The organism is Bacillus sp. FSL R5-0447, from assembly GCF_038606125.1.
Lineage (GTDB): Bacteria > Bacillota > Bacilli > Bacillales > Bacillaceae > Bacillus > Bacillus velezensis.
This window is the reverse complement of sequence record NZ_CP152012.1, coordinates 3,156,114-3,180,335: the sequence shown is the minus strand read 5'-3', so window position 1 is coordinate 3,180,335 and position 24,222 is coordinate 3,156,114. Positions and strand designations below refer to the sequence as shown.

Here is a 24,222-nt window from a genome sequence, read left to right as displayed (position 1 = left end):
TTACATAGCGTGAAACCAATGGCGTAACAAAGCGTCTATAAAAAGGGGGTCCAATTAGAAAATTACACTTATGGAGGCTATACTATGTGTGGATTTGTCGGTGTTTTTAATAAGCATCCATTAACTCAAACCGCAGATCAAGAAGAGCTAATCAAACAAATGAACCAAATGATCGTTCACCGCGGTCCTGACAGCGATGGGTATTATCATGACGAGCACGTCGGATTCGGCTTCAGACGGCTCAGTATTATTGACGTAGAAAACGGCGGACAGCCTTTATCATATGAAGACGAAAAATATTGGATCATTTTTAACGGCGAAATCTATAACTACATTGAATTGAGAGAAGAGCTTGAAGCGAAAGGCTACACTTTCAATACAGATTCCGATACCGAAGTGCTCCTTGCGACATACCGTCATTATAAAGAAGAAGCTGCTTCAAAGCTTCGCGGAATGTTTGCGTTTTTAATCTGGAACAAAGCTGACCGCGTCATGTACGGCGCGAGAGACCCGTTCGGCATTAAACCGCTGTATTACACAACCATCGGGGACAAAGTATATTTTGCATCTGAAAGAAAAAGTTTAATGGCCGCTCAAAACGGCATTGATCTTGATACAGCTTCTTTACAGCAATATATGTCTTTCCAATTCGTTCCTGAACCGAGCACGCTTGACGCTGAAGTGAAAAAAGTCGAGCCGGGCAGCCAGTTTACGATCCGTCCGGAAGGCGACATCGCGTTTAAAACATATTTCAAAGCGAACTTCAAGCCTGTTCAGTCTGATGAAGATAAATTGGTGAAAGAAGTCAGAGACGCAATCTTTGACTCTGTCAAAGTCCACATGAGAAGTGACGTGCCTGTCGGTTCGTTTCTATCCGGCGGTATTGACTCTTCTTTTATCGTCTCAGTTGCGAAAGAATTTCACCCGAGCCTTAAAACATTTTCCGTCGGTTTTGAGCAGCAGGGCTTCAGTGAGGTTGACGTAGCGAAGGAAACGGCTGCCGCGCTCGGAATTGAAAACATCAGCAAAGTCATTTCTCCTGAGGAGTATATGAACGAGCTTCCGAAAATCGTCTGGCACTTTGATGACCCGCTTGCAGATCCGGCGGCGATTCCTTTGTACTTTGTCGCGAAAGAAGCGAAAAAACATGTAACGGTCGCGTTATCCGGGGAAGGCGCGGACGAGCTGTTCGGCGGATACAATATTTACCGCGAACCGCTTTCGCTTAAACCGTTTGAACGCATTCCGTCCGGTCTGAAAAAAATGCTTCTTCATGTGGCGTCCGTCATGCCTGAAGGAATGAGAGGGAAAAGCCTCTTAGTCCGCGGCTGCACACCGCTTGAGGAGCGTTATATCGGTAATGCGAAGATTTTTGAAGAGCCCGTGAAAAAACAGCTGCTCAAACATTACAATCCAGAGCTTTCATACCGTGATGTCACGAAGCCGTACTTTACGGAAAGCCGTTCATACAGCGACATTAATAAAATGCAGTATGTTGACATCCATACGTGGATGCGCGGCGACATCCTGTTAAAGGCTGACAAAATGACGATGGCCAACTCATTGGAACTGCGCGTGCCGTTCCTTGATAAAGTCGTGTTTGACGTGGCTTCTAAAATTCCGGATGAACTGAAAACGAAAAACGGCACGACGAAATACCTTCTGCGCAAAGCTGCTGAAGGGGTAGTGCCTGATCATGTGCTTAACCGCAAAAAACTCGGCTTCCCTGTGCCGATCCGCCACTGGCTGAAAAATGAAATGAACGAATGGGTTCGCAACATCATTCGTGAAAGTGAAACAGATGCTTATATTGAAAAAGATTATGTCCTTCAGCTTCTGGAAGATCATTGTGCCGACAGAGCGGACAACAGCCGCAAAATCTGGACCGTGCTGATCTTCATGATCTGGCACAGCATCAATGTTGAAAAAAGACTGGTGCCGGAAGAGCTGAATCATCAGCCGAAAGAAGTCATTTTCGTTTAATCCAAAAGGCTTTCGATGTTATCGAAAGCCTTTTTTCTATTGTTTTTTTGTAAACCGTCTATTCCGCTCTGTTTTCGACAAAGTATTACGCAATATTCAGAAAAAGGTTATAATAGGACTAATCGGGTAGATTCCGGAAAGTGTTTTCTGGCTATTTCGTCTCGGTTTGTGTTTCTTTGTCAAAATCAGGGGGAGGGAGAGTTATGCAAAACAAAGAAAAAACGCTTCACCGCGGCTTGGAAGAGCGGCATATCTCGCTTATGTCGTTGGGCGCCGCGATAGGAGTCGGGCTGTTTCTCGGGTCGGCTTCTGCCATAAAGCTTGCCGGGCCGGGGATTTTAGCCGCCTACGCCTGCAGCGGGCTGATTATGTTTTTTATTATGCGGGCATTAGGGGAAATGGCGATTCAAAAGCCTGTAGCCGGCTCATTCAGCCGGTATGCCAGAGATTATCTCGGTCCGCTTGCCGGGTTTTTAACAGGCTGGAATTATTGGTTTTTATGGGTTGTTACCTGCATGGCGGAAATCACCGCGGTCGGCATTTATATGGGCTACTGGTTCCCTGACGTGCCGTCATGGATATGGGCGCTTTGTGCACTCGTCATTATGACGGCTGTCAACTTTCTGGCGGTCAAAGCGTACGGTGAGCTTGAATTCTGGTTTGCGCTCATTAAAGTCTTGGCGATTCTGTCAATGATCGCGATCGGTCTGGTGATGATCGTATTCGGTCTCGGAAACGGAGGCGTTGCGCTCGGAATCAGCAATTTATGGAGTCACGGCGGCTTTTTCCCGAATGGGATTAAAGGGGTGCTGCTGTCGCTTCAAATGGTCATGTTTGCCTATCTCGGGATTGAGCTGATCGGTGTCACAGCCGGTGAGGTCAAAAATCCGGAAAAATCACTGGCGCGGGCCATAGATACTGTTTTTTGGCGCATTCTCATTTTTTACGTCGGAGCTTTGTTTGTCATTATGTCAATTTATCCGTGGCAGGAAATCGGTTCAGGCGGAAGCCCGTTTGTTTTGACATTTGAAAAAATCGGAATACCCGCTGCAGCCGGAATCATTAATTTTGTCGTATTGACGGCGGCTCTTTCTTCCTGCAACAGCGGGATCTTCAGCACGGGGCGCATGCTGTTCAATCTGGCGGAGCAAAATGAAGCGCCTAAAGCATACGGTACGGTCACAAAAGGCGGTGTGCCGGGAAAAGCGGTATTGGTTTCAGCGGGCGCGTTATGCATCGGCGTTCTGCTGAACTACGTGGTGCCGGCGAAAGTGTTTACGTGGGTGACGAGCATTGCGACGTTCGGAGCGATTTGGACATGGTCGATTATTTTGCTTTCCCAAATGAAATACCGGAAAAGCTTACAGCCGGAACAACGGAAAAAACTGAAATATAAAATGCCTTTATACCCCTTTTCCTCATATATCTCGCTGGCATTTCTCGCTTTTGTCGTTGTGCTGATGGCTTTTAATGCAGAGACCCGGGTGGCCGTCATCATCGGGCCTGTCTGGTTCGGCATATTATTAGCCGCCTATTACGGGAAAGGTTTCCATAAAAGAAAAGACATAGGTCTGGAAAACGGACAGACATTCGCCGAAAAAGCGTAAAAAAAAGAGCCCGGGACATGGGCTCTTTTTTTCATAGGATCGGGCCGGCGGGGAAAGAATAAAACAAATTCCTGAACATTTTGCTTCTGTTTCCTGACAATCGGGAGAATGCAAATGGTTTTTACTTAAATAATATTTTGAAAAATGGTACAGTAGTAAAACAAAGCTGATCTATTTTTATTTCTCTTGCAGTGTTTTATAGTATCGGCCTTTTTCAACATATTCCGTTCTGATTCTTTCCATGTCCCGTATGTCTTCTTCTGTCAGCCGGCGGATAACCTTTGCGGGCCGGCCGAACGCAAGACAGCCGGGAGGAATGGTTTTGCCCGGAGGAACGAGACTTCCGGCGCCGATAAACGCGCCTTCTCCGATTTCCGCCCCGTCAAGAATGACGGAGCCCATACCGATTAAAGCATTCTTTTTGATGATTGCGCTGTGCAGTGTAACCTGATGGCCGATCGTGACGTCATCTTCAATAAGAAGCGGGCGGTTCGGACTTTGATGCAGACAGCTCAAGTCTTGTATGCTGACTCTTTTTCCGATTCTTGTCGGCGCAACATCCCCCCGGATGACGGCTGAGAACCAAATGCTTGATTGTTCTCCGATCACGACGTCGCCCGTAATGACGGCGTTATCCGCAATGAACGCTTCAGGATGTATGTCAGGCGTAAATTGTTTATAAGGGTAGATTATCATGTCTCATCCTTCTTTCTCTAAATTTATGTAAGAGGTGAACTGCATGTGGACTTGGAAAGCAGACAGGCCCGTTGGTACCATTGTCATTATCCACGGGGCAAGCGAATACCACGGACGTTATAAATGGCTCGTTGAAATGTGGAGATCTTCCGGATATAACGTGGTGATGGGTGATTTGCCCGGTCAGGGAACGTCGACCCGCGCCAGAGGGCATATTCGCTCTTTCCAAGAATACATTGATGAAGTAGATATATGGATTGATAAAGCGAGAACGCTTGAAGCGCCCGTTTTCCTTTTGGGCCACAGCATGGGCGGACTGATTGCGATAGAATGGTTTAAGCAGCAGAGAAATCCCCGCATTACGGCACTCATTTTATCATCACCTTGTCTGGGTCTGCAAATAAAAGTCAATAAAGTCCTTGATTTTGCGTCTAAAGGACTGAACGTCCTCGCTCCGTCCCTCAGAGTGGATTCCGGCTTATCACCTGATATGGCAACGAGGAATGCGGATATGATTGAAGCGGATCAAAACGATTCTTTATATGTCACGAAGGTATCCGTAAGATGGTACAGAGAGCTTTTAAAAACCATTGATGCCGCTATGGTGCCGACTGATGCGTTTTTAAAGGTGCCGCTTTTGCTTATGCAGGGCGGAGATGACAAAATCGTCGATAAAATGAAGGTCCGCAAATGGTTTTCCGGTGTGGCTTCCCATAATAAATCGTACCGGGAATGGGAAGGGCTTTATCATGAAATTTTTAATGAACCGGAAAGAGAAACTGTGTTTAAGGCGGCAAAAGCCTTTACAGATCAGTATATTTGAATTCGCTGGGGGTGCATATGTTGACAGTACCGGAACATCCTTTTAACCTTATGGCAAAAGTGTATCGGGAAATTTTTCCGCTCGTTCATCAGGAATTGAACATGTGGCGGGAAAAATCAGATTCCATTAAAAATACCGAACTGCGGCAGCAGGCGGCCGCAAGTATCCGCGATAAATCATTTCATTGTGAAGGCGGCGGCATTTTAGCCCTGCTTTCGGGAGAGCAGAAACAGAAATGCGTGCAATTTATCATCGCGTATCAGACAATCAGTGATTATCTGGACAATCTGTGCGACCGCAGCACCTCGCTTGATCCCGAGGATTTCCGCATGCTTCATCTCTCCATGCGTGACGCGCTGACGGTCGGTGCCGAGGTGCGGCCGTACTATCAGTACAGAGACGAGCGGGATGACGGCGGTTATCTTCATGAGCTGGTCAGAACATGCCAGCGGGTGCTCGGGTCAATAGAACATTACGGTATCATTAAACCTTATTTGCTTGAGCTGTGTGATTATTATTGCGACCTTCAGGTTCATAAGCATGTCGTTGAGCATGAACGCGTTCCGAGGCTTAAATCCTGGTTTGAGCAGTACCGGTCACAGCTTCCGGAAATGGAGTGGTTTGAGTTCTCGGCCTGCGCCGGATCGACGTTAGGTATTTTCTGTCTCGTTGCTTACTCATTCCAGCCTGATTTTAACGAACATACCGCTGAGAAAATCCGCAGCAGTTATTTTCCGTACATACAAGGGCTGCATATACTGCTTGATTATTTAATTGACCAGGAAGAGGATCTGCTTGAAGGCGATCTGAATTTCTGTACGTATTATCAGTCTCATGAAGAAATGATGCAGAGACTGCAGCATTTTATTGAAAAAGCGGATGAACATTTGCAAGGCATTCCGCATGAAAATTTTCATCGGCTGATCAACAGGGGGCTGCTCGGCGTCTATTTATCCGATGACAAAGTCGCCGGCCAAAAAGAAATGGGCCGCCTCGCGCGAAAGCTGATCAGGGCAAGCGGGAAAACGTCATTTTTCTTTTATATCAACGGAAGAGCCTACCGCAAATTTCAGAAGATGGCTTGGACGAAAAGTTCGTAATGGGTGAACTGCGCCTCTCGTGTAAATCATGACGGCGCAGTTTTTTATTTATGACGTGAAGTATGAAATGAAACATTGTTTGCGCCTGCAGAATATGATACTTTAATTTTATGAAAAAATTAAAGTATTTAGCGGTCATAGCATTACTTTCCATTTCCGGAGGCTGCTCCGTCATCCACGCTTCCGCCGGCTATCATCCTGTCTTGATAGCGCACAGGGGCTCTTCTGCGATTGAGCCGGAACATACAGCTTTGTCTTATGCGCGTGCCATTAAAGACAAAGCAGATTATATTGAGATAGACTTACGGGAGACAAAGGACGGCCATCTGATTGCAATTCACGATAACACGGTAGATCGGACAACAGATGGTAAAGGGATGACAGATGATCTGTCTTTGGCTCAGATTAAGAAACTGAATGCGGGAAAAGGAGAAAAGATTTTAACATTAGAAGAAATCATACAGAAATTCGGACAAACTGCCAATTACTATATTGAGACAAGAGAAAGCAACGGCAGCCTGGTGATGGAAAAGAAACTGATTGACATATTACAAAAACATGAGCTGATTTCCAGCCATAAAGCAGTCATTGAGTCTTTTAGCGGGAAGAGCTTAAAGAAAGTTCGATCTATGAATAAAAAAGTTCCTCTTGTCCGATTATTAAAAGATAACGAGGCTGAGGAGATAAATAATAAGCAGCTGCAAACCATCAGAACGTATGCTGATACAGTCGGGCTCAACGCCAAATTGGCAAATGAAGCAGTCGTGAAGCGCATTCATCACAATAAGATGAAAGTGCACGTGTTTTTTGATAAGGAAGACGAGCATACGCTGACGCCTATTATGCTGAAACAAAAAGCAGATGGTGTCTTTACAAACAATCCCGCTTATACACGCGGCTTGCTGCAAAACAGTAAATAAAAAGAGACATGCGCATTTACGCTGTCTCTTTTTTTAACGGTTTCTTTTTTGCCGCAAGGTGCATTGCGAATTTGCCGATCAGCCCGATGACAAAAAATGCAGCAAACCACCAGTAATAGGTTTTTGCGAACTCAAATCCTAAATGTCTTGATAAAATGATGACGAACATCACATAGGGAACACTTGAAAATATGATGCGAAGAATATTCAAACTGCCGCTCCTCCCAGATGTTACACTTAAAAGATGAACTTTTTTCCATTACTTCATAGTAATTGATTTTTCAGAAAAAGTAAACACAAAAAGAATCGGCCCGCTTATGACAGGCCGATTCTTTATTTGCCGGCAGATTTCTTTTCAATCGCTATAATAAACGGCGGGTCGTTTCGCTGGTTGAGAAAGCCGTAGCTCAGCACGCGCGCTTTTTCCTGATCAAGATTGCTGCAGTACTCCAGTAATGCACTTTTTTCCGTCTTGCCTTCAGGATGCCCGTGGTACACAACGAGAACGATCAGCCCGTTCTCCTTCAGCAGTTCAAGGAGCTGTTCGATCGCGGAAATGGTTGAGTGGCCGTTTGTCGTAATGCTTTTATCGCCGCCGGGCAGATAGCCGAGATTAAACACGGCGCAAGCCACACGACCGTGCGCATCCTCAGGCAGCGATGCCTTTATTTGATCATGGCTCTTATGGTGAAGCGTGACGCGCGGACTGAAGTCGGCACCGAGCCGCTCCTTCGTTTTAGCGAGTGCGTCCGCTTGAATATCAAAGGCATGGACATGTCCTGTCTCACCGACAAGGCCGGCCAGGAAATATGTATCATGTCCGTTGCCCATCGTCGCGTCAACCGTGATATCACCTTCCTGTGCGGCGGACTTCAGCAATTCTTTACTGAAAGGGAGGATGTGCATCAAGGTCATAGGGCGGTCTCCTCCCCGATCTTTCTGAAGAGCTTTCCTTGATAGCTTCCCCGTGTTTCCAGCTCTTTTTGAATGGCGCCCAGTACTTCCCACTTATTGACGCTCCACATCGGTCCGACCATTAATTCGATCGGCCCGTCTCCCGTAATGCGGTGAACGATCATTTCCGGGGGAATGATTTCGAGCTGATCACATACAAGACTTACATATTCTTCTTGAGAAAGGAACTCCAGCTTTCCTTTTTCATATTGCTTCACCATCGGTGTGCCTTTTAATAAGTGAAGCAGGTGAATTTTAATGCCTTGCACATCCAAATCAGCGACGGCTTTGGCCGTCTCCATCATCATGTCCCTGTTTTCAAGCGGAAGCCCGTTAATGATATGGGAACAAACGCGGATGCCGTGTTTTCTCAGTTTATTGACACCCTCAACATAGCAGTCAAAATCATGGGCGCGGTTGATCAGAAGGGCAGTCCGCTCATGCACGGTCTGCAGCCCGAGTTCAACCCACAAATAGGTCCGCCCATTCAGTTCGGCCAAATATTCCACGACATCGTCCGGAAGACAGTCCGGACGGGTCGCGATCGACATGCCGACAACGCCGTCAAGCTTGAGGACGGATTCGAATTTTTCTCGCAGCTCCTCTACCGGAGCATGCGTATTCGTGAACGCTTGGAAATATGCGATATATTTGCCGTCTTTCCACTTTTCGTGCATGCGGTTTTTGATATCGTGAAATTGCGTGAGTAAGTCATCGGCCCGATTGCCGGCAAAATCGCCGGAGCCCGCCGCGCTGCAGAATGTACAGCCTCCGTGTGCAACCGTGCCGTCCCGATTCGGGCAGTCAAAACCGCCGTCAAGCGCGACTTTAAACACTTTATGCCCGAAATGCTCCCGCAGATGATAATTTAATGTATGGTACCGTTTTTCCGTATTTGAATAAGGAAAAGGGTTATTCTCGTTCAATGTTCAAAAAGCCTCCCTCACATCAGATGCATCCTAAAATTGTAGCATGAATGATGGAGCGGAACAATGAAACAATTATGGAACGGTCAGGACGTAATATCTACCTGGTTTTTCTGTTGTTGTTTTAAACGTTTTGGAGAAATATCACTGAACAATGCAAAAATAATTCCTAAAATAAGAATTACACTGCCTACTTTGAATGTATTATTAAAACTGTCACTTATTTTTTCATTATATAAATTTGAAATTTTTTTCTGGATAGCCATAACTTCCTTCTTTTGAATATTGAAGCTTTTTTGTACTTTTTCTTTATACGGATCCGGGGTTATAGATAGAATTTCTTCCTCTTTTTTGTTTAATTCAGCAATACTTTTGCTTCGATCGAAACCTTTACTGTCTGAATGCTTTAAGTGAGTTATTATCTCGTTCTTTGCATTTTTATCAAAAACCTGATTGCTTTCCACAATTTTAATGGCTTCTTTTTTCGCAGTAGCTGTGTGATCATTTATATTCATTGTAAGCACAGATGTAAGTATGGCAATTCCTAGCGCTTGTCCAACTGTCCGCATCATATTAAGAATACCTGAGGCAATTCCTACTTTCTCAGGAGGAATAAGCCGTATCCCTGAACTCATTGCTGGTCCTATTACAAGCCCTAAAGCTAAGCCGGTCAAACATAACAGAATAATTACTGACGTTATAGAACTGTCGTATCGTATGTATCCATATAAATATGTTGTGATTGTTAAACCGAGCATACCTAGACCCGAAAGCCAAATGCCCCCGAGTTTATCAGATAGCTTTCCAGAAAGTACAGAGGTAAACATAGATGATAGAGCTAATGTAGAAACAATTAACCCCGCTTCTAATTCAGTTTTTCCCATTAAATTAGTGAGGAGTAAAGTAATAATAAGGGTACCGCTTGTTAATCCAAGGCCCTGCATAAAGAGGGTGAAAGAACTGAAACTAAACGTACGTATCTTCAGCATGGATAAGGGAATCATCGGGTTTTTAATCTTAGATTCAATAAAGAAAAACAAACAGAATAATAATACAGAGATTACAAAAAGAGAGATAATTAATGGTGATGACCAGCCTAAGTCAGATACTTTTGCAAAACCAAAGGTTAAACAGAAGAGAGCTCCGGATAAAATAAGAATCCCCATGTAATCAATTTTTTTACTCACTGTTTCATCATAACTCTCAGTAATAAAAAATGCTGCTAAAAAAAGAGAAATCAGACCTAAAGGAATATTTATGAAGAAGATAGCTTGCCAATTAAAATTTTCAGTTAATAATCCTCCAAGTACAGGTCCTAATGTAGCTGCTAATCCTGAGAAAGCACCCCAGATTCCAATGATCATTCCTTTTTTATTTTGAGGTACGATAGCTAAAGCTATAGGCATTGTAACAGGTACAATGAAAGCAGCAGATAATCCCTGAATCACTCGAATTGTGACAAGCATTTCAATTGAAGTGCTCAAACATGCAATAACTGATGTCAAAATAAAAAGTGCTAATCCAAACATAAAAGCTTTTTTTCTTCCAAAATGGTCTGCCAGCTTTGATGCACCTACTAATAAAACCGCAAAAGCTAAAGTATAACCTGTAGCCACCCATGCTACTTGAGAAAGGTTACTCGAAAAATAATCCAGCATCTTAGGTAAGGCGATATTTACTATAGTGGTGTCCATTACTGAAATGAATGTACCTAATAATAATGCAGATAGCATAATTAATTTTTGAAAATTCAAACCTATAACCTCCATTAGATATTAATCTAAATTTAAATTCGATATATATCTAAAAACATGATAAATGTAATCTTAAGAGGTGTCAATATTATTCATAAATTGTTTTTTCATCCACTTTTCTCGAAATCATATTTTTATAATTCAACAATTTTGTAACTTGAAATAACTCAATAAGAGCTAAAATTGACCTGTAAACTAGCTGAGATGATGAAGGATTTCTGAAGAGTGTGACATGAGGAGAACACTCAGCAAGAGGTGAGGCAAGTCTAATAAATCTAGGACTGCTCATGATAATGCTCAGTCAGGTATGTGCTTAAAGGAAAATTCTTTAAAATTAGAAATGAATATTCTTTGAAAGTTCCCTTTTGATTGATAATATTAAAAATGTAAAATGTCTGACATGAAGATAGTACAACGTTTTCCTTGTGGAAAAAGACTTTATGGGGTGTGAAAAAGTGCGGTTAATAATTAATGACAGTGTTTCAGAATTCTTTGACAAGATATCCTCTATTCTATTCTTGAAACACGAGGAATTCTTCAAAGATTATACAACCAAATTGGGTATAAAATTAGATAATGAATATTTTGTATTACTAGATGATCTTAAAAGAATAAAAGAGTTAGATAGTGAGTTTTTAAATTTTTATTTTGGCAGCTTTTGCGACTACAAAGATGTTAGGAATGCAAATATTTTTTGTTTAGCCACAACCTTTTTTAAAATACCACAAATTTATACGAAAGATTTTTTTGAAATTATTGATTATTTGTCTGCAGTTACAGAAGAAGAGATAAGAAAAAATATTTTAGAGTCTCTAATTTATTTACAAGGAGATCTTAAAACTGAAACATCTACCCAACAGTATTTAAATGATAGGGAAAGTTTATTTGAGCTACTTAATAATCTAAATATCAAGCCCGAATACAAGTGGATCATATTTAAGGTAATGAAATCTCCTAAAACTTATGTAGATCAATTTTGCAATAAATTAATGTTGGTGAATGGTTATCTTAACGAGGCGATTTATAATTTAATTAAATTTAGAGATGAGTGGATGAATCAATTAAAAAACATAAATATGGATTTTCCAAAAAAGATAATCAGTACGTTAAAAGGTAAGGAATACTTATCTTGTAATTATATTAATATATATCCAACACTTTTACCTTACACTGCAACTATTACGAAAAGTGAAGATAACATTTATGTTGGACTGGGGTATAAAGTTGATGAAATTTTTGAAAATACATTGGAGAAAGCAGAGATTAATCACATCATTGATTTTTTGAAGCTTTTATCGGATAAAAGTAAGTTCAAGATATTAATTTTACTTAGTCATAAAAAAATGTATGCTAATGAGATTGCTGAACAGCTAAATTTAACCAATGCAACGATTTCACACCATATGAGAATTTTGACATTGCAAGGTTTAGTTGAGAGTACGAGAAATCAAAATAAAACATACTATTATCTTAATTCTTCAAAATTCGATTCTCTTTTGAACGGTTTGTTGAAAAAATTTAAAGCTGTTCCAGGCTTAGATGGGGATGAGTAAAAAAGGTTTTGGTTTTATAGTTGGTGTTAGTTTCGGGATGATAATTAAAGCTAATAAAAACAGATCGTCTAATGAATTGGATACCCAAAAAATATGATGAATCCTGGGTGTTTTACACAAAAAAGATAATTTGATGGTGAACAATTTAAAGCGAACAGAAGATCTTGTGAGTGATGTGAGAAAATTTTAATGTTTTTAATAAAAGAAGAATTAAGTTATCGTTCTAAAATGGCGGATTTTTATAAAGATTTCATTCTGTCTTGATTAAGTTTTACATTTAATCGTATTTTATACCATCTCGTCTTGTGTATGAATTACCTGAAATTTCTTGTGAGAATTTATTTGGAATAAGAAATACTATTGATATGACATTATCAATAGGAGGACTGTTTAATGGCAACAAGACAATCAGTAGATGAACATCTCCAAAGAAGCGAACAGGCGTATGAATTTGCGAATGAGCAATTTATGACCGCTTCGAAACAAGAGCATTATAATGATAATGAGTACAGTGAAGCGCAAATGATGCTTGAAAACGCGGTGAATGAATTAAACAAGCTGTCATTATCTGCGAATGATCAGCAAAGAGAGCAGCTTTACCGAATGAGATTGCAGCTGCAGACCTTGCAAAACAATATGATTTTGCAGCGTAATTTTGATTACTGACCGCGCCGTTTCAAATGGTTCAGCAAACCTGCCGGAATCCCGGCGGGTTTTTTTGTATTTCTTTTAAAAAAAGAATTGACAATAGGGCGGAGTGTGTTTATTGTATTACGTGTACTACTTGATGTAATACACATAAAACACTCGAAAAATGAAATCGACATATAAATGTTAACCATAGGGAAGGGGAACTTTCATGAAAAACAAAAGATCCGTAAAACAAGATGTGCCTCTTATTATCGCCGCCTCGGTTTTGGCAAGCAGTCTGTTTGTCGTTCTTGTCGTCATCGGTTTTCAATGGCAGAACATTTAAAGAAAGAGAGCAGCTCGTAAAAGAAAGAAGGGAAGTAAATGATTCAAATCGATCCGAGAAGCTCAACTCCGATTTATGAGCAGATCATACAGCAACTGAAAGAGCTTTGTTTAAAAGGGATCATGAAGCCGGGGGATAAACTTCCTTCTGTCAGGGAATTGGCAACGATCATTATCGCCAATCCGAACACAGTCAGCAAAGCGTACAAGGAGCTCGAACGCGATGGTGTCATTGAAACGCTGAGGGGAAGAGGAACGTATATATCGGAGAATGCAAAAACGACATTGGTTGAAGGGAAGATGACGATGATAAAAGAGCAATTGAAACAGCTCATCATCGATGCCCATTACGCGGGAGTTGAGCTGGAGAAGCTGCAGGAATGGATAAAGGAAATCAGCGCTGATGTGAAAGGAGGCAAGGATCATGATTGAATTGCGGAATCTCTCAAAAACGATAGACGGTAAAGAAGTGCTCAAGGATATTTCGCTCACTATCGGAAAAGGTGAAATTTTCGGGCTGCTCGGGCGAAACGGATCAGGGAAAACAACACTGCTCCGGCTTATTCAGCAGATTCTGCTGCCGGATCAAGGGACGGTTTTATTTAATCAGGTGGAAATAAAGCGGCATCCGAAAGTCAAACAGAACATCATTTATATGCCTGTTGAAAATCCTTTTTATGACAAGTATACATATAAACAGCTTGTTGCGATTGTAAGCAGAATCTATCCGAATTTTGATGTGACTTACGCCAATGAGCTGATGAACAGGTACGGCATTCCGGAAACGAAGAAATACCGTGAATTATCGACAGGCCTGAAAAAACAGCTTGCGCTCGTGCTTGCCTTTGCTTCACGCCCGGCTCTTATCCTTTTGGATGAACCGACGGACGGAATTGACGCCGTAACGCGTCATGACGTGCTGCAGCTTATGGTGGATGAAGTGGCTGAACGGGAAACGAGTATTCTGATTACCTCACACCGTTTAGAAGATATTGAGCGAATGTGCAACCGGATCGGATTTTTGGAAGGAAATCAGCTGACGAATGTGATGGACTTGGATGATATGAAGGAAGAGTACATGAAAATCCAAATGGCATTTGAAGAGGACGTCGCCTTGAAGATCAGAGAACAAAACATACCGATTCTCGACCATGCCGGTGTGTTTTATACGGTGCTGATTCAAAAGAACGATGAGAAGAAAAAGAACTTTCTGCAAGAGCTGCGGCCGAAAGTATGGAATGAACTTCCTGTGAACTTAGAAGAGGTCTTCATCGCGAAGTTTGGAGGGAACCGGAGATGGTAGACAGGGGATTGCTGTACAGGGAATGGGTGCAGAATCGAACTGTTCTTGTGATGGTCGGCATTTTTTTAGCGGCGGTCAATCCATTTGAAGTGTTAAATACCTATCTGGTTTATCAAGGCTGTCTGGACACCCACGGAGCATATTGTAAGTTTTATGTGAATTCTTTGGATAGCGGAATGCTGAACTTAAACTGGGCGCCCGCTGTCATTTTGGCGGTTTGCTTATTCGGACTGGAACGTACGAAAGGAACGATTGATGCGCTTTTCAGTCTGCCTTATTCCCGCGCTCAGGTGTTTCACACTAAATTTTGGCTCGGAGCGGCGGTCATTGCCGGCGCTCAGGTGATCGGCTACGGGCTGGCTGAGCTGCTCATTCTTCTGTTAAAGCCTGAGCGCGTATATTTCTTTCACCATTACAGCGTCGGAGAGATTATTGTGAGTGTTTTGGCTTTTACATTGGTTGCGAGCGCGGGCTGCTTAACGGGGAATACGTTCGCCCAGCTGTTGACGGCGTTTACTGTGTCGATATCACCATACTTGATCATTACGTTGCCGTTGTCCAATGTAGAAGTCATCTTCGGAGCCGGCATGTATGAGCTGATGCCGTCAGTCGATGCTTATATCAAAGTATACAATCTTTTTCAATACTTGAATCCGATCATGTACATTGATACAGATTGGGTATCTGCCAGCAAGTATATATTACTCATCCCGGCAGTGATGAGCATTGTATTTTATGCCATCGGGTACTTTTGCTATGTCAGGCAGCCGGTGGAACGGAACGGCCGTTTTTTCCTTTGGAGACAGCTTGACCGGCCCATTCAGATTGTGGTGATCATAATCGCTGTTCTCGGTTTTGGCCTGGCGGGGTACTCGACGGGACATACGATGACAGGATATGTGGCCGGAATGATTGTCGGGGGAGCGGTCGGATTTTTGGTCAGTTATTTTGTGATTTATAAAAAAACAAAGCATGTGTAAGAGAGGAGGACCGGAATGATACCGCGGGGACTGTTGTACACAGAATGGAAAAAAAATCAGTGGTTGTTTTTATGCAGCGGCATTCTTTTAATGGCGGCAAACCCTTTTATGGTTTATAACAACTACTCAACATATCAAGAATGTTTGAATAACCCAGCTCTTCAAGATTGTGAATTCGTTGTCAATTATACGAATGGGTCGCCTCTTTCCTTCAGCTGGATTGTGAGTGTCATCATTGCCGTCTTCTTATTAGGCTTGGAACGGACAAAGGGAACGATGGATGCTTTGTTAAGCATGCCTTACAGCAGAGGCCAAATCTTTCAGACGAAATTCTGGCTTGGCGCAGCAGTCATTGTTGTTCCTCAGGCGATAGGCTATGGAGCGGCGTCATTGCTGATATCTTTGCTGAAACCGAGCCATACGTACGATTTTGATCATTTTTCAATCGGAATGATTGTCATCAGTTTTATGGCTTACGCCTTGTTAATGGCATCCGGCGCATTAACGGGACAGATATTCGCCCAGCTGTTAACGGCGTTTACCGTCACGGTTCTGCCCTTTTTACTCATCGGTCTGCCGGCCGCGAATTTGGAGGTCGTTTTCGATATTAGTGTGGGAAGTCAATTTTCTTTTATCAGCAGTTATATCGAATCCCGTCTTTTTATATTTGTAACCCCTATTGGATATGTGTTTAACGACTGGATCAGAGAAAGGGATTTGGTTTTAATCATTCCGATTGTGATGAGCCTTGTCTTTTATCTGATCGGTTACGTCAGCTTTCTGAAACATCCGAATGAACGGAACGGCAGATTCTTTCTTTGGAGTAAGTTGGACCGGCCGGCGCAGATCTTGGTGATTGCCTTTGCCGTTATGGGTTTCGGCGTTTTCGGATACGGGGTCACAGACACGATGTTCGGCTATTTAGCCGGCATTATCTTCGGCGCGGTTATCGGGTTTTTCATCAGTTATTTTACGGTTTACAGGAAGTCAAAGCATATGTAGATCTGTTTGAAAATGAGCAGTTTGGAGGAAGGCAAGGTGCCGATTAGCGGTTTGCTTTATAAAGAATGGAAGCAGCGGCAGACACTGCTGCTTCTCACAGCGGGGTTCTTAGTTATTTTAGGCCCTTTGGCAATTATAAATGAGTATTTTCACTATAAGGATTGTTTGAGTGTGCTTCATCAATATTCAGGTTCAGTTTGTACGTTCAGCATTGATTACAGCAATCGGAATTTGATTGGGCTTCATTTCATTCCTCCGGTTATGATGGGGCTTTTTCTGATAAGAGGAGGCCGGGCTGAAAGGATGTTTACACTGAGCCTTCCGTATTCGAGAAGCCGGATATTTCATACGAAGTTTTTCTTGGGAGCAGCTGTGTTAGCCGGCTCGCAATTTGTTTCTTACGGAGTATCTGACATATTGTTTCTAGCGCTTAAACCTGACGCTGTCCATCATTTTCAATCATTCAGCGCAGGGATGCTGGTCATCAGCTTGATGATTTATGCATTAGTGACAGCTGCCGGCACGATAACGGGCAATTTAGCGGCGCAGCTGATCACAGCGTTCACGGTTTCCGTCTTTCCGATCGTGGTTATGACGATTTACCTGTTAAACGCCGAGTTCCTTTTTGGCAGGCAGGCTGTGCCGGATATTGATTTCCCTTGGAGCGGATTTCTGATCTATTTCATGCCTGCCGCTTACATCCATACATCATGGATGTATTACATGAAACACGCATTGTTAATCTCCGCATTAATGGGATGTTGTTTCTATCTATTCGGCTATGTGAATTTCCTTAAAATGCCGAGTGAACGAAGCGGACATTTTATCCTGAGCAAACACATTGAACGCATCATTCAAGTGCTCGTCATGGTGCTCAGTATGCTGGGAAGTGCGGGGGTGTGCGGATATGCTTATAACGGTTCGTATACCGGTTACATATTCGGCATGCTTATCGGCGCGGTTATCGGGTTTTTCATCAGTTATTACTTCATCTATAAAAAAACGAAACAGATATAAGGGGGAGTGGTGTACGTGATAGAAGTACAGCATATTGATCATTCATTTAAAATCGGCAGGAAAGGCAGAGAGAGTGAGGTTCCGGTGCTGAAGGATGTCTCTTTGACCGTTGAAAAAGGGGAAATTGCCTGTATCGTCGGGCGGAGCGGTTCCGGAAAATCAACGCTTCTGAATTTAATATCCGGATACATAGCGCCGACGAAGGGCCGTATCGTCATTAACGGCACTGATGTGACGGGCTTCAGTGAAAAAGAGTGGGCGCAGTTCCGCCTCGGGCATTTCGGCTTTATTTTTCAAAGCTTTCAGCTCATTCCGAGTCTGACAACCTATGAAAATGTTGAAATGCCGCTTGCCTTAAAAGGCGTCAAACCGTCTGAACGCAAGCAGAAAGTCGCGGACATGCTGAAACGGGTCGGACTTGAGAATCATGCGAATCATTATCCGAATGAGCTGTCAGGCGGCCAGCAGCAGCGTGTCAGTATCGCAAGAGCCCTGATTTTAAATCCGTCGATTATTTTAGCTGATGAGCCGACGGGAAGCCTTGATTCAGAAACGGAACTTGAGGTGCTTGCATTAATTCAGCAGCTGAACCGGGAGCGCGGGATTACATTTGTCATCATTACGCATGACGATGAAGTCGCTTCGATCGCGCATTCAAAATTCCAGCTGCATGACGGTGTATTAAAAGGGGGCGTTACTGTTGAGATTTAAGGATCAGATTCACTTTATCAGAAGAAATATGAAGAAAAACCGGCTGCGTGTTTTCATGACGGTGCTGGCGACGACAATGGCGTGCGCGTTTTTAGTGGTGCTGGCTTCCGTCGGATTCGGCATCCAAAAAACGATTACAGACATTACGATGAGCCAGCAGATTGTTACGGAAATCAATGTGCTCGGCCAAGAGAACGGAAAAGCCGTGAAGAAGTCAGACTTGGAAAAGTATAAAAATGTCAAGTCTGTCGTTGAAAGAACACAAGTGTATGAACCGAACAAAGCGTCATTGGGAAACCGAACAAATGAAGATTCAGCCATTGTGCTGACAAACATGAACGATGAAGTCAAAGCCAATATGGAGCTTGATCGGGGAAGAGTCGCCCGCACAGAGAATGAAATCGTGGTCGGCTATGATTTTGCGAAGAACCTATTGACGAAAAAAGAGGCTGACGCTTACGACAAAGAGTTAAATGATCACCAAGGCGACATGTCGGAGGTGAAAAAACCAAAAGGCTATACGAAAGACCTGCTTAATAAAACGATACAGCTGAGCATCTCCAAAACAAACAAAGACGGAGACGTTGAAAAAACGAAAACGTACGACTTCAAAGTAGTCGGAATTACAAAAAAACCGTCCCAAGATTGGATGGAGGATACAAATATTTTTGTGAGTGATCAATTCAAGAAGGACTTCTCAACATTCTTGGATCTGAAGAATGGAAATGCGGAAAAAAGCATCAATGTGTATGCAGACAAATTCGATCATGTCGATCAGCTTACCCATGACCTCACGGATGACGGCTTTTATGTCAGATCTGTCACAACCGAGCTGAAGGGCGTCAACACCTTTTTCCTCGTCTTTAAAATCGGCCTGATCTTTGTCGGCTTTATCGCCGTCGTGATTTCTGCCATCGGTATTTTCAATACGATGACGATGGCGGTGACGGAACGAACGCAGGAAATCGGGATTATGAAAGCGATCGGCGCAAGCCCGTCCATCATCCGCAGAATGTTCCTGATGGAAAGCGCCTATATCGGGATATTAGGTTCTGTCATCGGGATTATCATTTCTTACGGAGTGAGTTTTGCCGTCAATCTGGCTGTGCCGGTTATTTTGAAAGCGGTAGGGGGAAACACCGGAGCCGAAGATCTTCATTATACCTTCTCCTATATCCCGCTCAGCCTCGTTGTGATTGCAGTTGTCATTTGTGCGGGGGTCGCGGTAATTTCCGGTATGAATCCGGCCCGCAAAGCGACAAAAACCAACGTTCTGACTGCATTAAGAAGAGAACTGTAAAGGAAAAAAGCCGGCTGGACATCAGCCGGTTTTTCCTCTATCTATCAGAAAAGGGCGGATACCATGTTTCACATTTTGTTAATAGAAGATGATAACACTTTGTTTCATGAGATGAAAGAGAGATTAACGGGCTGGTCATTTGCGGTGCACGGAATAAAAGATTTCAGCCGGGTCATCCGGGAGTTTTCTGAAATCAAGCCTGATTTGGTGATCATTGATGTACAGCTGCCGAAATTTGACGGCTTTCATTGGTGCAGAATGATACGCTCCCAATCAAACGTGCCGATTCTCTTTTTGTCCTCGCGCGATCATCCCGCGGATATGGTCATGTCGATGCAGCTCGGGGCAGATGATTTTATTCAGAAGCCTTTTCACTTTGATGTGTTAATCGCGAAAATACAGGCGGTGTTCCGCCGTGTGCATCAATACGGCACAGAACCTGCGCTGATGAAAAGATGGTGCGGGGCGGTCATTGACACAGAAACCAACACGGTCAGCCGTAAAAACGGTTCGGTCGAGCTGACCAAAAACGAAATGCTGATCTTAAAACTGCTGGCTGAGCAGAAAAATAAAATCGTCAGCAGGGAAGAACTCATCAGAAGCCTATGGAATGATGAGCGTTTCGTCAGTGATAATACGCTGACGGTGAATGTCAACCGGCTGCGGAAAAAACTCGATCAATTAGGCATCGGGAAAATGATTGAAACCAAGGTGGGGCAGGGATACATCGCAAAGGAAGAAGACGGTCTTTATGATTAAATCATTTCTGCTCGAAAGAAAGAGCTGGATCGCGATGTTTCTTTTGCAGCAGGCTGTGCTCCTTTTTGCGGCATATATTGATCCGTCTATTCCGTTTCTTTCAGTGCTGTATTTTGTTTACTTGTCGCTTCTTGTGTTTCTTGTATTTCTCTTGTTCCGCTATCGTAAAGAGACCGCCTATTATAAAAGCTTAAGAGAGTGGGACGCCAATTTAGACATGTCTTACCTTAAAGCGCCTGACAGTCCGTTTGAGTCTATCGTTGAAGAAAGCATTGAAGGGCAGACAGAGCAGTTAAGAAAAAGCTCACTTGATCTTCAGGCGGCGTCAGAGCATGAAAAGGACGATCTGATGTCATGGATTCACGAGGTCAAAACACCGATGACAGCGATGCATCTCATGATTGAGCGCCTTGATGAACAGCCGCTGAAAGCCCCTTTGCTGTATGAATGGCTGCGGATTCACCATCTTCTGGACCAGCAGCTTCATCAGAAACGATTGTCCTTTATTGAAAATGATTTATCATTCCAGCGAATTCAGCTCAGGCCGCTCGTTTTCAAAGAAATTAAAAATCTGCAATCATGGTGTATACAAAAAGGGATCGGGTTTGACATTCAGCTTGATTCACCAGACGTTCACAGTGACGGAAAATGGCTTTCCTTCATCATCAGGCAGCTGTTAAGCAATGCCGTCAAATACAGTGAGGCGGATGACATTACCGTAAAAAGCTATGAACAAAACGGCCGGGTGCATGTGGATATCGAAGACCGCGGCATCGGCATCGAGCCCAAAGATCTTCCGCGCATTTTTGAAAAGGGATTTACCTCGACGCGAATGAGGCGTGATCACGCGTCAACGGGGATGGGCCTGTATTTGGCTCAAAAAGCCGCGGCACCGCTTCTTATCCAGATCAGCGTGCGCTCTGAGCCGGAAAGCGGCACGGTTTTTACCTTGGTGTTTCCGAAACAGAACGATGCCGTCAGCATGTTCAGCGTGTGACAAAAGTGTCACATGCTTTTCTCTTTTGTTCGCTTAATCAAACGAAAAAAACGGCTTCTGTTTTTAAAATAAAGATAACCAATGTAAAAGGAGAATCAGAACGTGATGATTTTAGAAGCAGGCAATATCCAAAAAAGCTACGGAAACAAGCTGAATAAACAAGAGGTGCTGAAAGGAATTGATCTTCAGATTCACAAAGGGGAATTCGTCAGCATTATGGGCCCGTCGGGATCAGGGAAAACGACCCTTTTGAATGTGCTTTCCTCCATTGATAAAGTGAGCGCGGGCACCATTAAACTGAATGAGACGGAGATTACATCCATGAAAGAAAAGCAGCTTGCCGAATTCAGAAAACGGCATCTCGGCTTTATTTTTCAGGATTATAATTTATTGGACACCCTGACCGTGAAAGAAAACATACTCCTGCCGTTATCCATTACGAAAATGTCTAAGAAAGAGGCGGACCTGCGATTTGCCGAGACGGCAGAGGAGCTTGGGATCTATGATTTGCGACATAAGTATCCGAGTGAAATTTCCGGCGGGCAAAAACAGCGGACGTCTGCCGCAAGAGCTGTTATTCACGAACCGGGCATTATTTTTGCTGATGAGCCGACCGGAGCGCTCGATTCAAAGGCTGCCATGGATTTACTGAATAAACTCAGCCGTCTGAATCAAAAACGCCGCGCCACCATTGTGATGGTGACGCATGATCCGGTTGCCGCCAGCTATTCCGGACGTGTGATTTTCATTAAAGACGGCCGTGTGTATACACAGCTGAATAAAGGCGGCCAGGACAGACCGGACTTTTTTCAGGATATTATGAAAACGCAAAGTGTATTGGGCGGGGTTCAGGCATGAGTATTCATCATTTGATCTTCCAGAACCTGAAAAAGAATTTGAAAAACTATTACCTTTACGTTTTTGCGCTGGTGTTCAGCGCCGCCCTTTATTTCGCGTTTGTCACGATGCAATACGATCCGGCGCTTGATGAAATGAAAAGCTCCATAAAAGGAGCGGCGGCAATCCGGGCAGCCTCTGTACTGCTTGTGGCGATCGTGTCGGTATTTCTTTTGTACGCCAACACTATTTTTATTAAACGGCGCGGCCGGGAAATCGGCTTATTCCGATTAATCGGCATGACGAAAATGCACATTTTCCGCATACTCAGCACAGAAAATTTCATTTTGTATTTCGGATCGATTTGGATCGGTATTTTTGCCGGCTTTTCTCTCTCGAAATTATGTATGATGATGCTGTTTCATACAGTCGGTGTGAAAGCCTCTGTCTCACTGTTTTTTTCAAACAAGGCGCTCGTTCAGACGTTAATTGTGTTCGGGGCGATTTACGTGCTGATTATGATGATGAATTACTTATTTATTAAACGGCAAAGCATTTTGTCTTTATTTAAAACCGCGTCATCGTCAGAAAGCGGCATAAGACGGCTTTCTTGGGTGCAGATGTCGATCGGTGTTGTCGGTATTGCGGCCATTATCGCCGGCTATGCCGTGTCCGCGGATTTATTCGGAGGCAGTTTTACGAGCATGAATGAACTGTTTTCGGCCATGGTGTTTATTCTCGGCTCGGTCATTATCGGAACCTATCTGTTTTATAAAGGTTCGGTCAGCTTTCTGGCAAATCTCATCCGAAAATCAAAAGGCGGGTATCTGAATGTCAGTGAAGTGCTGTCTTTGTCATCCATCATGTTCCGGATGAAGTCAAACGCCGTCCTGCTGACGATTATTACGACTCTTTCGGCGCTGGCAATCGGTTTGCTGTCTTTAAGCTACATCTCGTACTATTCCGCGGAAAAATCGGCTGAGCAAAATACAGCCGCGGATTTTGCGTTTGATAACCAAAAGGAGACTGACTCATTTACCGCTTTATTGAAGAAAAACGGAATTGAACACAAAGTGAAAACAATCAAGACCATTCAAGCCGGTGTCAATATGAAGAACATCATAAACGGCGATATGAAAAGCTTTCAACAAGACCCGTCCAGCTTGGCGCTGCCGATTATAAGCGAGAAAGACGCGGAAGGGACGGAGCTTTCTGACGGAGAAGCCGTGTTTACCGGATATAATGATATGATGAAAAGATTTCTCGACCTGAAAACGTCAGGATCCATTGATATAAACGGTAAAACGGATAAAATACCGCTGGCGTATAAGGGCTTGAAGAACGACTTCCTCCTGTCATATACATTTACAAGCGGAGGGCTGCCGACCGTTATCGTCACGCAGCAGGTATTTGACCGGATCGAGAAAGATATCGATCCGTCCATTCAGGGAAAATCAAATCGTTTTTTCGGCATTACACTCAAACGTGAAGAGGACATCCAAAAAGCTGATGGTCTGTTTCAGGCGCAGCACTATTCAGACGGTGCGCTTTCACAATTTGAAACGGCTGACACGCAAAAGAAAAACATGGGGCTGGTCATGTTTATTGTCGGGTTTTTAGGATTAACCTTTCTGATTACCTCAGGCTGTATCCTTTATTTTAAACAAATGGGCGAGTGTGAGGATGAGAAGGCTGATTATACGATATTGCGGAAGCTCGGCTTCACAACGGGAGATCTGCTGAAAGGCATCCGCCGGAAGCAGGCGTATCATTTCGGGATTCCGCTCGTTCTCGGGCTGTTCCACAGCTATTTTGCCGTTCAGTCAGGATGGTTTTTATTCGGAACGGAAGTGTGGACGCCGATGATCATCGTCATGGCGCTGTATACGCTGCTGTACTCCATCTTCGGCATGCTGTCGGTGCTATATTATAAAAAGGTCATTCAATCCGCCTTGTAAAACAAGTCGAGGAGCCTCCGCATAAGCGGAGGCTTTTTTTGTATGAATAGAAGAAAGCGATTTTTAA

The 24,222-nt window shown here is 43.5% G+C and carries 24 protein-coding genes; 19 read left to right on the top strand and 5 right to left on the bottom strand.

Annotated elements, in window-relative coordinates:
• The first annotated feature begins 84 nt into the window (after window positions 1-84).
• Both asnB and alaP read left to right on the top strand, forming a co-directional pair.
• Window positions 85-1,983 carry an asparagine synthase (glutamine-hydrolyzing) gene (asnB, locus tag NYE68_RS15855; protein ID WP_003152255.1) on the top strand — a complete coding sequence of 633 codons (1,899 nt, stop codon included), beginning with the start codon at window positions 85-87 and terminating at the stop codon, window positions 1,981-1,983.
• Between the two features lie 203 nt (window positions 1,984-2,186).
• A complete protein-coding gene (gene alaP / locus NYE68_RS15850) occupies window positions 2,187-3,590 on the top strand; it encodes an alanine permease AlaP (RefSeq protein WP_007408827.1) in 1,404 nt (467 codons plus the stop codon).
• A gap of 177 nt (window positions 3,591-3,767) precedes the next feature.
• Here the strand turns inward: alaP and NYE68_RS15845 are convergent, their stop codons facing one another.
• Window positions 3,768-4,283 carry a gamma carbonic anhydrase family protein gene (locus NYE68_RS15845; RefSeq protein WP_025285156.1) on the bottom strand — a complete coding sequence of 172 codons (516 nt, stop codon included), beginning with the start codon at window positions 4,281-4,283 and terminating at the stop codon, window positions 3,768-3,770.
• A 46-nt stretch (window positions 4,284-4,329) separates the two neighbouring features.
• On the opposite strand from NYE68_RS15845, the gene NYE68_RS15840 reads away from it, so the two are divergent.
• The 3 genes from NYE68_RS15840 (at window position 4,330) to NYE68_RS15830 (ending at window position 7,129) form a co-directional block, all read left to right on the top strand.
• Window positions 4,330-5,109: an alpha/beta hydrolase gene (locus tag NYE68_RS15840; protein WP_003152261.1), complete on the top strand. Its 780-nt coding sequence runs from the start codon at window positions 4,330-4,332 to the stop codon at window positions 5,107-5,109.
• A 20-nt stretch (window positions 5,110-5,129) separates the two neighbouring features.
• Window positions 5,130-6,209, top strand: coding sequence for a tetraprenyl-beta-curcumene synthase family protein (locus NYE68_RS15835; RefSeq protein ID WP_053573223.1), 1,080 nt, complete (start codon window positions 5,130-5,132; stop codon window positions 6,207-6,209).
• A 110-nt stretch (window positions 6,210-6,319) separates the two neighbouring features.
• Complete coding sequence (locus tag NYE68_RS15830) at window positions 6,320-7,129, top strand: glycerophosphodiester phosphodiesterase family protein (RefSeq protein WP_053573098.1); 810 nt, start codon at window positions 6,320-6,322, stop codon at window positions 7,127-7,129.
• 16 nt (window positions 7,130-7,145) lie between these two features.
• Here the strand turns inward: NYE68_RS15830 and NYE68_RS15825 are convergent, their stop codons facing one another.
• From NYE68_RS15825 to NYE68_RS15810, 4 genes are all read right to left on the bottom strand, one after another.
• Window positions 7,146-7,340: a hypothetical protein gene (locus NYE68_RS15825; RefSeq protein ID WP_003152265.1), complete on the bottom strand. Its 195-nt coding sequence runs from the start codon at window positions 7,338-7,340 to the stop codon at window positions 7,146-7,148.
• Window positions 7,341-7,462: 122 nt separating this feature from the next.
• Window positions 7,463-8,044 carry a class I SAM-dependent methyltransferase gene (locus tag NYE68_RS15820; RefSeq protein WP_003152267.1) on the bottom strand — a complete coding sequence of 194 codons (582 nt, stop codon included), beginning with the start codon at window positions 8,042-8,044 and terminating at the stop codon, window positions 7,463-7,465.
• Complete coding sequence (locus tag NYE68_RS15815) at window positions 8,041-9,009, bottom strand: TIGR01212 family radical SAM protein (protein ID WP_225045605.1); 969 nt, start codon at window positions 9,007-9,009, stop codon at window positions 8,041-8,043. The genes NYE68_RS15820 and NYE68_RS15815 overlap by 4 nt, the downstream gene beginning before the upstream one ends.
• 86 nt (window positions 9,010-9,095) lie before the next feature.
• Window positions 9,096-10,763: an MFS transporter gene (locus NYE68_RS15810; RefSeq protein WP_007408821.1), complete on the bottom strand. Its 1,668-nt coding sequence runs from the start codon at window positions 10,761-10,763 to the stop codon at window positions 9,096-9,098.
• A gap of 440 nt (window positions 10,764-11,203) precedes the next feature.
• On the opposite strand from NYE68_RS15810, the gene NYE68_RS15805 reads away from it, so the two are divergent.
• From NYE68_RS15805 to NYE68_RS15740, 14 genes are all read left to right on the top strand, one after another.
• Window positions 11,204-12,316: a metalloregulator ArsR/SmtB family transcription factor gene (locus NYE68_RS15805; RefSeq protein WP_254003362.1), complete on the top strand. Its 1,113-nt coding sequence runs from the start codon at window positions 11,204-11,206 to the stop codon at window positions 12,314-12,316.
• A gap of 393 nt (window positions 12,317-12,709) precedes the next feature.
• Window positions 12,710-12,982, top strand: a complete 273-nt coding sequence (locus NYE68_RS15800) for a YtzC family protein (protein WP_003152272.1) — start codon at window positions 12,710-12,712, stop codon at window positions 12,980-12,982.
• Window positions 12,983-13,175: 193 nt separating this feature from the next.
• Complete coding sequence (locus tag NYE68_RS15795; RefSeq protein WP_003152273.1) at window positions 13,176-13,292, top strand: hypothetical protein; 117 nt, start codon at window positions 13,176-13,178, stop codon at window positions 13,290-13,292.
• A 38-nt stretch (window positions 13,293-13,330) separates the two neighbouring features.
• Complete coding sequence (gene ytrA, locus NYE68_RS15790; protein WP_003152275.1) at window positions 13,331-13,723, top strand: GntR family transcriptional regulator YtrA; 393 nt, start codon at window positions 13,331-13,333, stop codon at window positions 13,721-13,723.
• Window positions 13,716-14,594: an ABC transporter ATP-binding protein gene (locus NYE68_RS15785; RefSeq protein ID WP_020956239.1), complete on the top strand. Its 879-nt coding sequence runs from the start codon at window positions 13,716-13,718 to the stop codon at window positions 14,592-14,594. The genes ytrA and NYE68_RS15785 overlap by 8 nt, the downstream gene beginning before the upstream one ends.
• Window positions 14,588-15,574 (top strand): ABC transporter permease subunit, encoded by a 987-nt coding sequence (locus NYE68_RS15780; RefSeq protein ID WP_031378721.1) that lies wholly within the window; start codon window positions 14,588-14,590, stop codon window positions 15,572-15,574. Before NYE68_RS15785 ends, NYE68_RS15780 begins: the two co-directional genes overlap by 7 nt.
• Window positions 15,575-15,589: 15 nt before the next feature.
• On the top strand, window positions 15,590-16,576 hold the full coding sequence (locus NYE68_RS15775) for an ABC transporter permease (RefSeq protein ID WP_039254158.1): 987 nt from the start codon (window positions 15,590-15,592) through the stop codon (window positions 16,574-16,576).
• Window positions 16,577-16,612: 36 nt separating this feature from the next.
• The gene (locus tag NYE68_RS15770; protein WP_031378723.1) at window positions 16,613-17,593 is read left to right on the top strand and encodes a hypothetical protein; all 981 of its coding nucleotides are present in this window, start codon (window positions 16,613-16,615) and stop codon (window positions 17,591-17,593) included.
• Window positions 17,594-17,608: 15 nt separating this feature from the next.
• Window positions 17,609-18,304, top strand: a complete 696-nt coding sequence (locus NYE68_RS15765; RefSeq protein WP_007408816.1) for an ABC transporter ATP-binding protein — start codon at window positions 17,609-17,611, stop codon at window positions 18,302-18,304.
• Window positions 18,294-19,604: an FtsX-like permease family protein gene (locus NYE68_RS15760; RefSeq protein WP_031378724.1), complete on the top strand. Its 1,311-nt coding sequence runs from the start codon at window positions 18,294-18,296 to the stop codon at window positions 19,602-19,604. The genes NYE68_RS15765 and NYE68_RS15760 overlap by 11 nt, the downstream gene beginning before the upstream one ends.
• Window positions 19,605-19,667: 63 nt before the next feature.
• Window positions 19,668-20,363, top strand: coding sequence for a response regulator transcription factor (locus tag NYE68_RS15755; protein WP_014418686.1), 696 nt, complete (start codon window positions 19,668-19,670; stop codon window positions 20,361-20,363).
• Window positions 20,356-21,360, top strand: coding sequence for a sensor histidine kinase (locus NYE68_RS15750; protein WP_053573101.1), 1,005 nt, complete (start codon window positions 20,356-20,358; stop codon window positions 21,358-21,360). The genes NYE68_RS15755 and NYE68_RS15750 overlap by 8 nt, the downstream gene beginning before the upstream one ends.
• A 102-nt stretch (window positions 21,361-21,462) precedes the next feature.
• Window positions 21,463-22,218 carry an ABC transporter ATP-binding protein gene (locus NYE68_RS15745; protein WP_031378726.1) on the top strand — a complete coding sequence of 252 codons (756 nt, stop codon included), beginning with the start codon at window positions 21,463-21,465 and terminating at the stop codon, window positions 22,216-22,218.
• Window positions 22,215-24,155: an ABC transporter permease gene (locus tag NYE68_RS15740; RefSeq protein WP_031378727.1), complete on the top strand. Its 1,941-nt coding sequence runs from the start codon at window positions 22,215-22,217 to the stop codon at window positions 24,153-24,155. The genes NYE68_RS15745 and NYE68_RS15740 overlap by 4 nt, the downstream gene beginning before the upstream one ends.
• The last annotated feature ends 67 nt before the right edge of the window (window positions 24,156-24,222 follow it).

Bases quoted from the DNA above. Each gene is read 5' to 3' on its own strand.
- asnB (WP_003152255.1), top strand. From the start codon at position 85: ATGTGTGGATTTGTCGGTGTTTTTAATAAGCATCCATTAACTCAAACC.
- alaP (WP_007408827.1), top strand. From the start codon at position 2,187: ATGCAAAACAAAGAAAAAACGCTTCACCGCGGCTTGGAAGAGCGGCAT.
- NYE68_RS15840 (WP_003152261.1), top strand. From the start codon at position 4,330: ATGTGGACTTGGAAAGCAGACAGGCCCGTTGGTACCATTGTCATTATC.
- NYE68_RS15830 (WP_053573098.1), top strand. From the start codon at position 6,320: ATGAAAAAATTAAAGTATTTAGCGGTCATAGCATTACTTTCCATTTCC.
- NYE68_RS15820 (WP_003152267.1), bottom strand. From the start codon at position 8,044: ATGACCTTGATGCACATCCTCCCTTTCAGTAAAGAATTGCTGAAGTCC.
- NYE68_RS15805 (WP_254003362.1), top strand. From the start codon at position 11,204: ATGGGGTGTGAAAAAGTGCGGTTAATAATTAATGACAGTGTTTCAGAA.
- NYE68_RS15800 (WP_003152272.1), top strand. From the start codon at position 12,710: ATGGCAACAAGACAATCAGTAGATGAACATCTCCAAAGAAGCGAACAG.
- NYE68_RS15795 (WP_003152273.1), top strand. From the start codon at position 13,176: ATGAAAAACAAAAGATCCGTAAAACAAGATGTGCCTCTTATTATCGCC.
- ytrA (WP_003152275.1), top strand. From the start codon at position 13,331: ATGATTCAAATCGATCCGAGAAGCTCAACTCCGATTTATGAGCAGATC.
- NYE68_RS15785 (WP_020956239.1), top strand. From the start codon at position 13,716: ATGATTGAATTGCGGAATCTCTCAAAAACGATAGACGGTAAAGAAGTG.
- NYE68_RS15780 (WP_031378721.1), top strand. From the start codon at position 14,588: ATGGTAGACAGGGGATTGCTGTACAGGGAATGGGTGCAGAATCGAACT.
- NYE68_RS15775 (WP_039254158.1), top strand. From the start codon at position 15,590: ATGATACCGCGGGGACTGTTGTACACAGAATGGAAAAAAAATCAGTGG.
- NYE68_RS15755 (WP_014418686.1), top strand. From the start codon at position 19,668: ATGTTTCACATTTTGTTAATAGAAGATGATAACACTTTGTTTCATGAG.
- NYE68_RS15750 (WP_053573101.1), top strand. From the start codon at position 20,356: ATGATTAAATCATTTCTGCTCGAAAGAAAGAGCTGGATCGCGATGTTT.
- NYE68_RS15740 (WP_031378727.1), top strand. From the start codon at position 22,215: ATGAGTATTCATCATTTGATCTTCCAGAACCTGAAAAAGAATTTGAAA.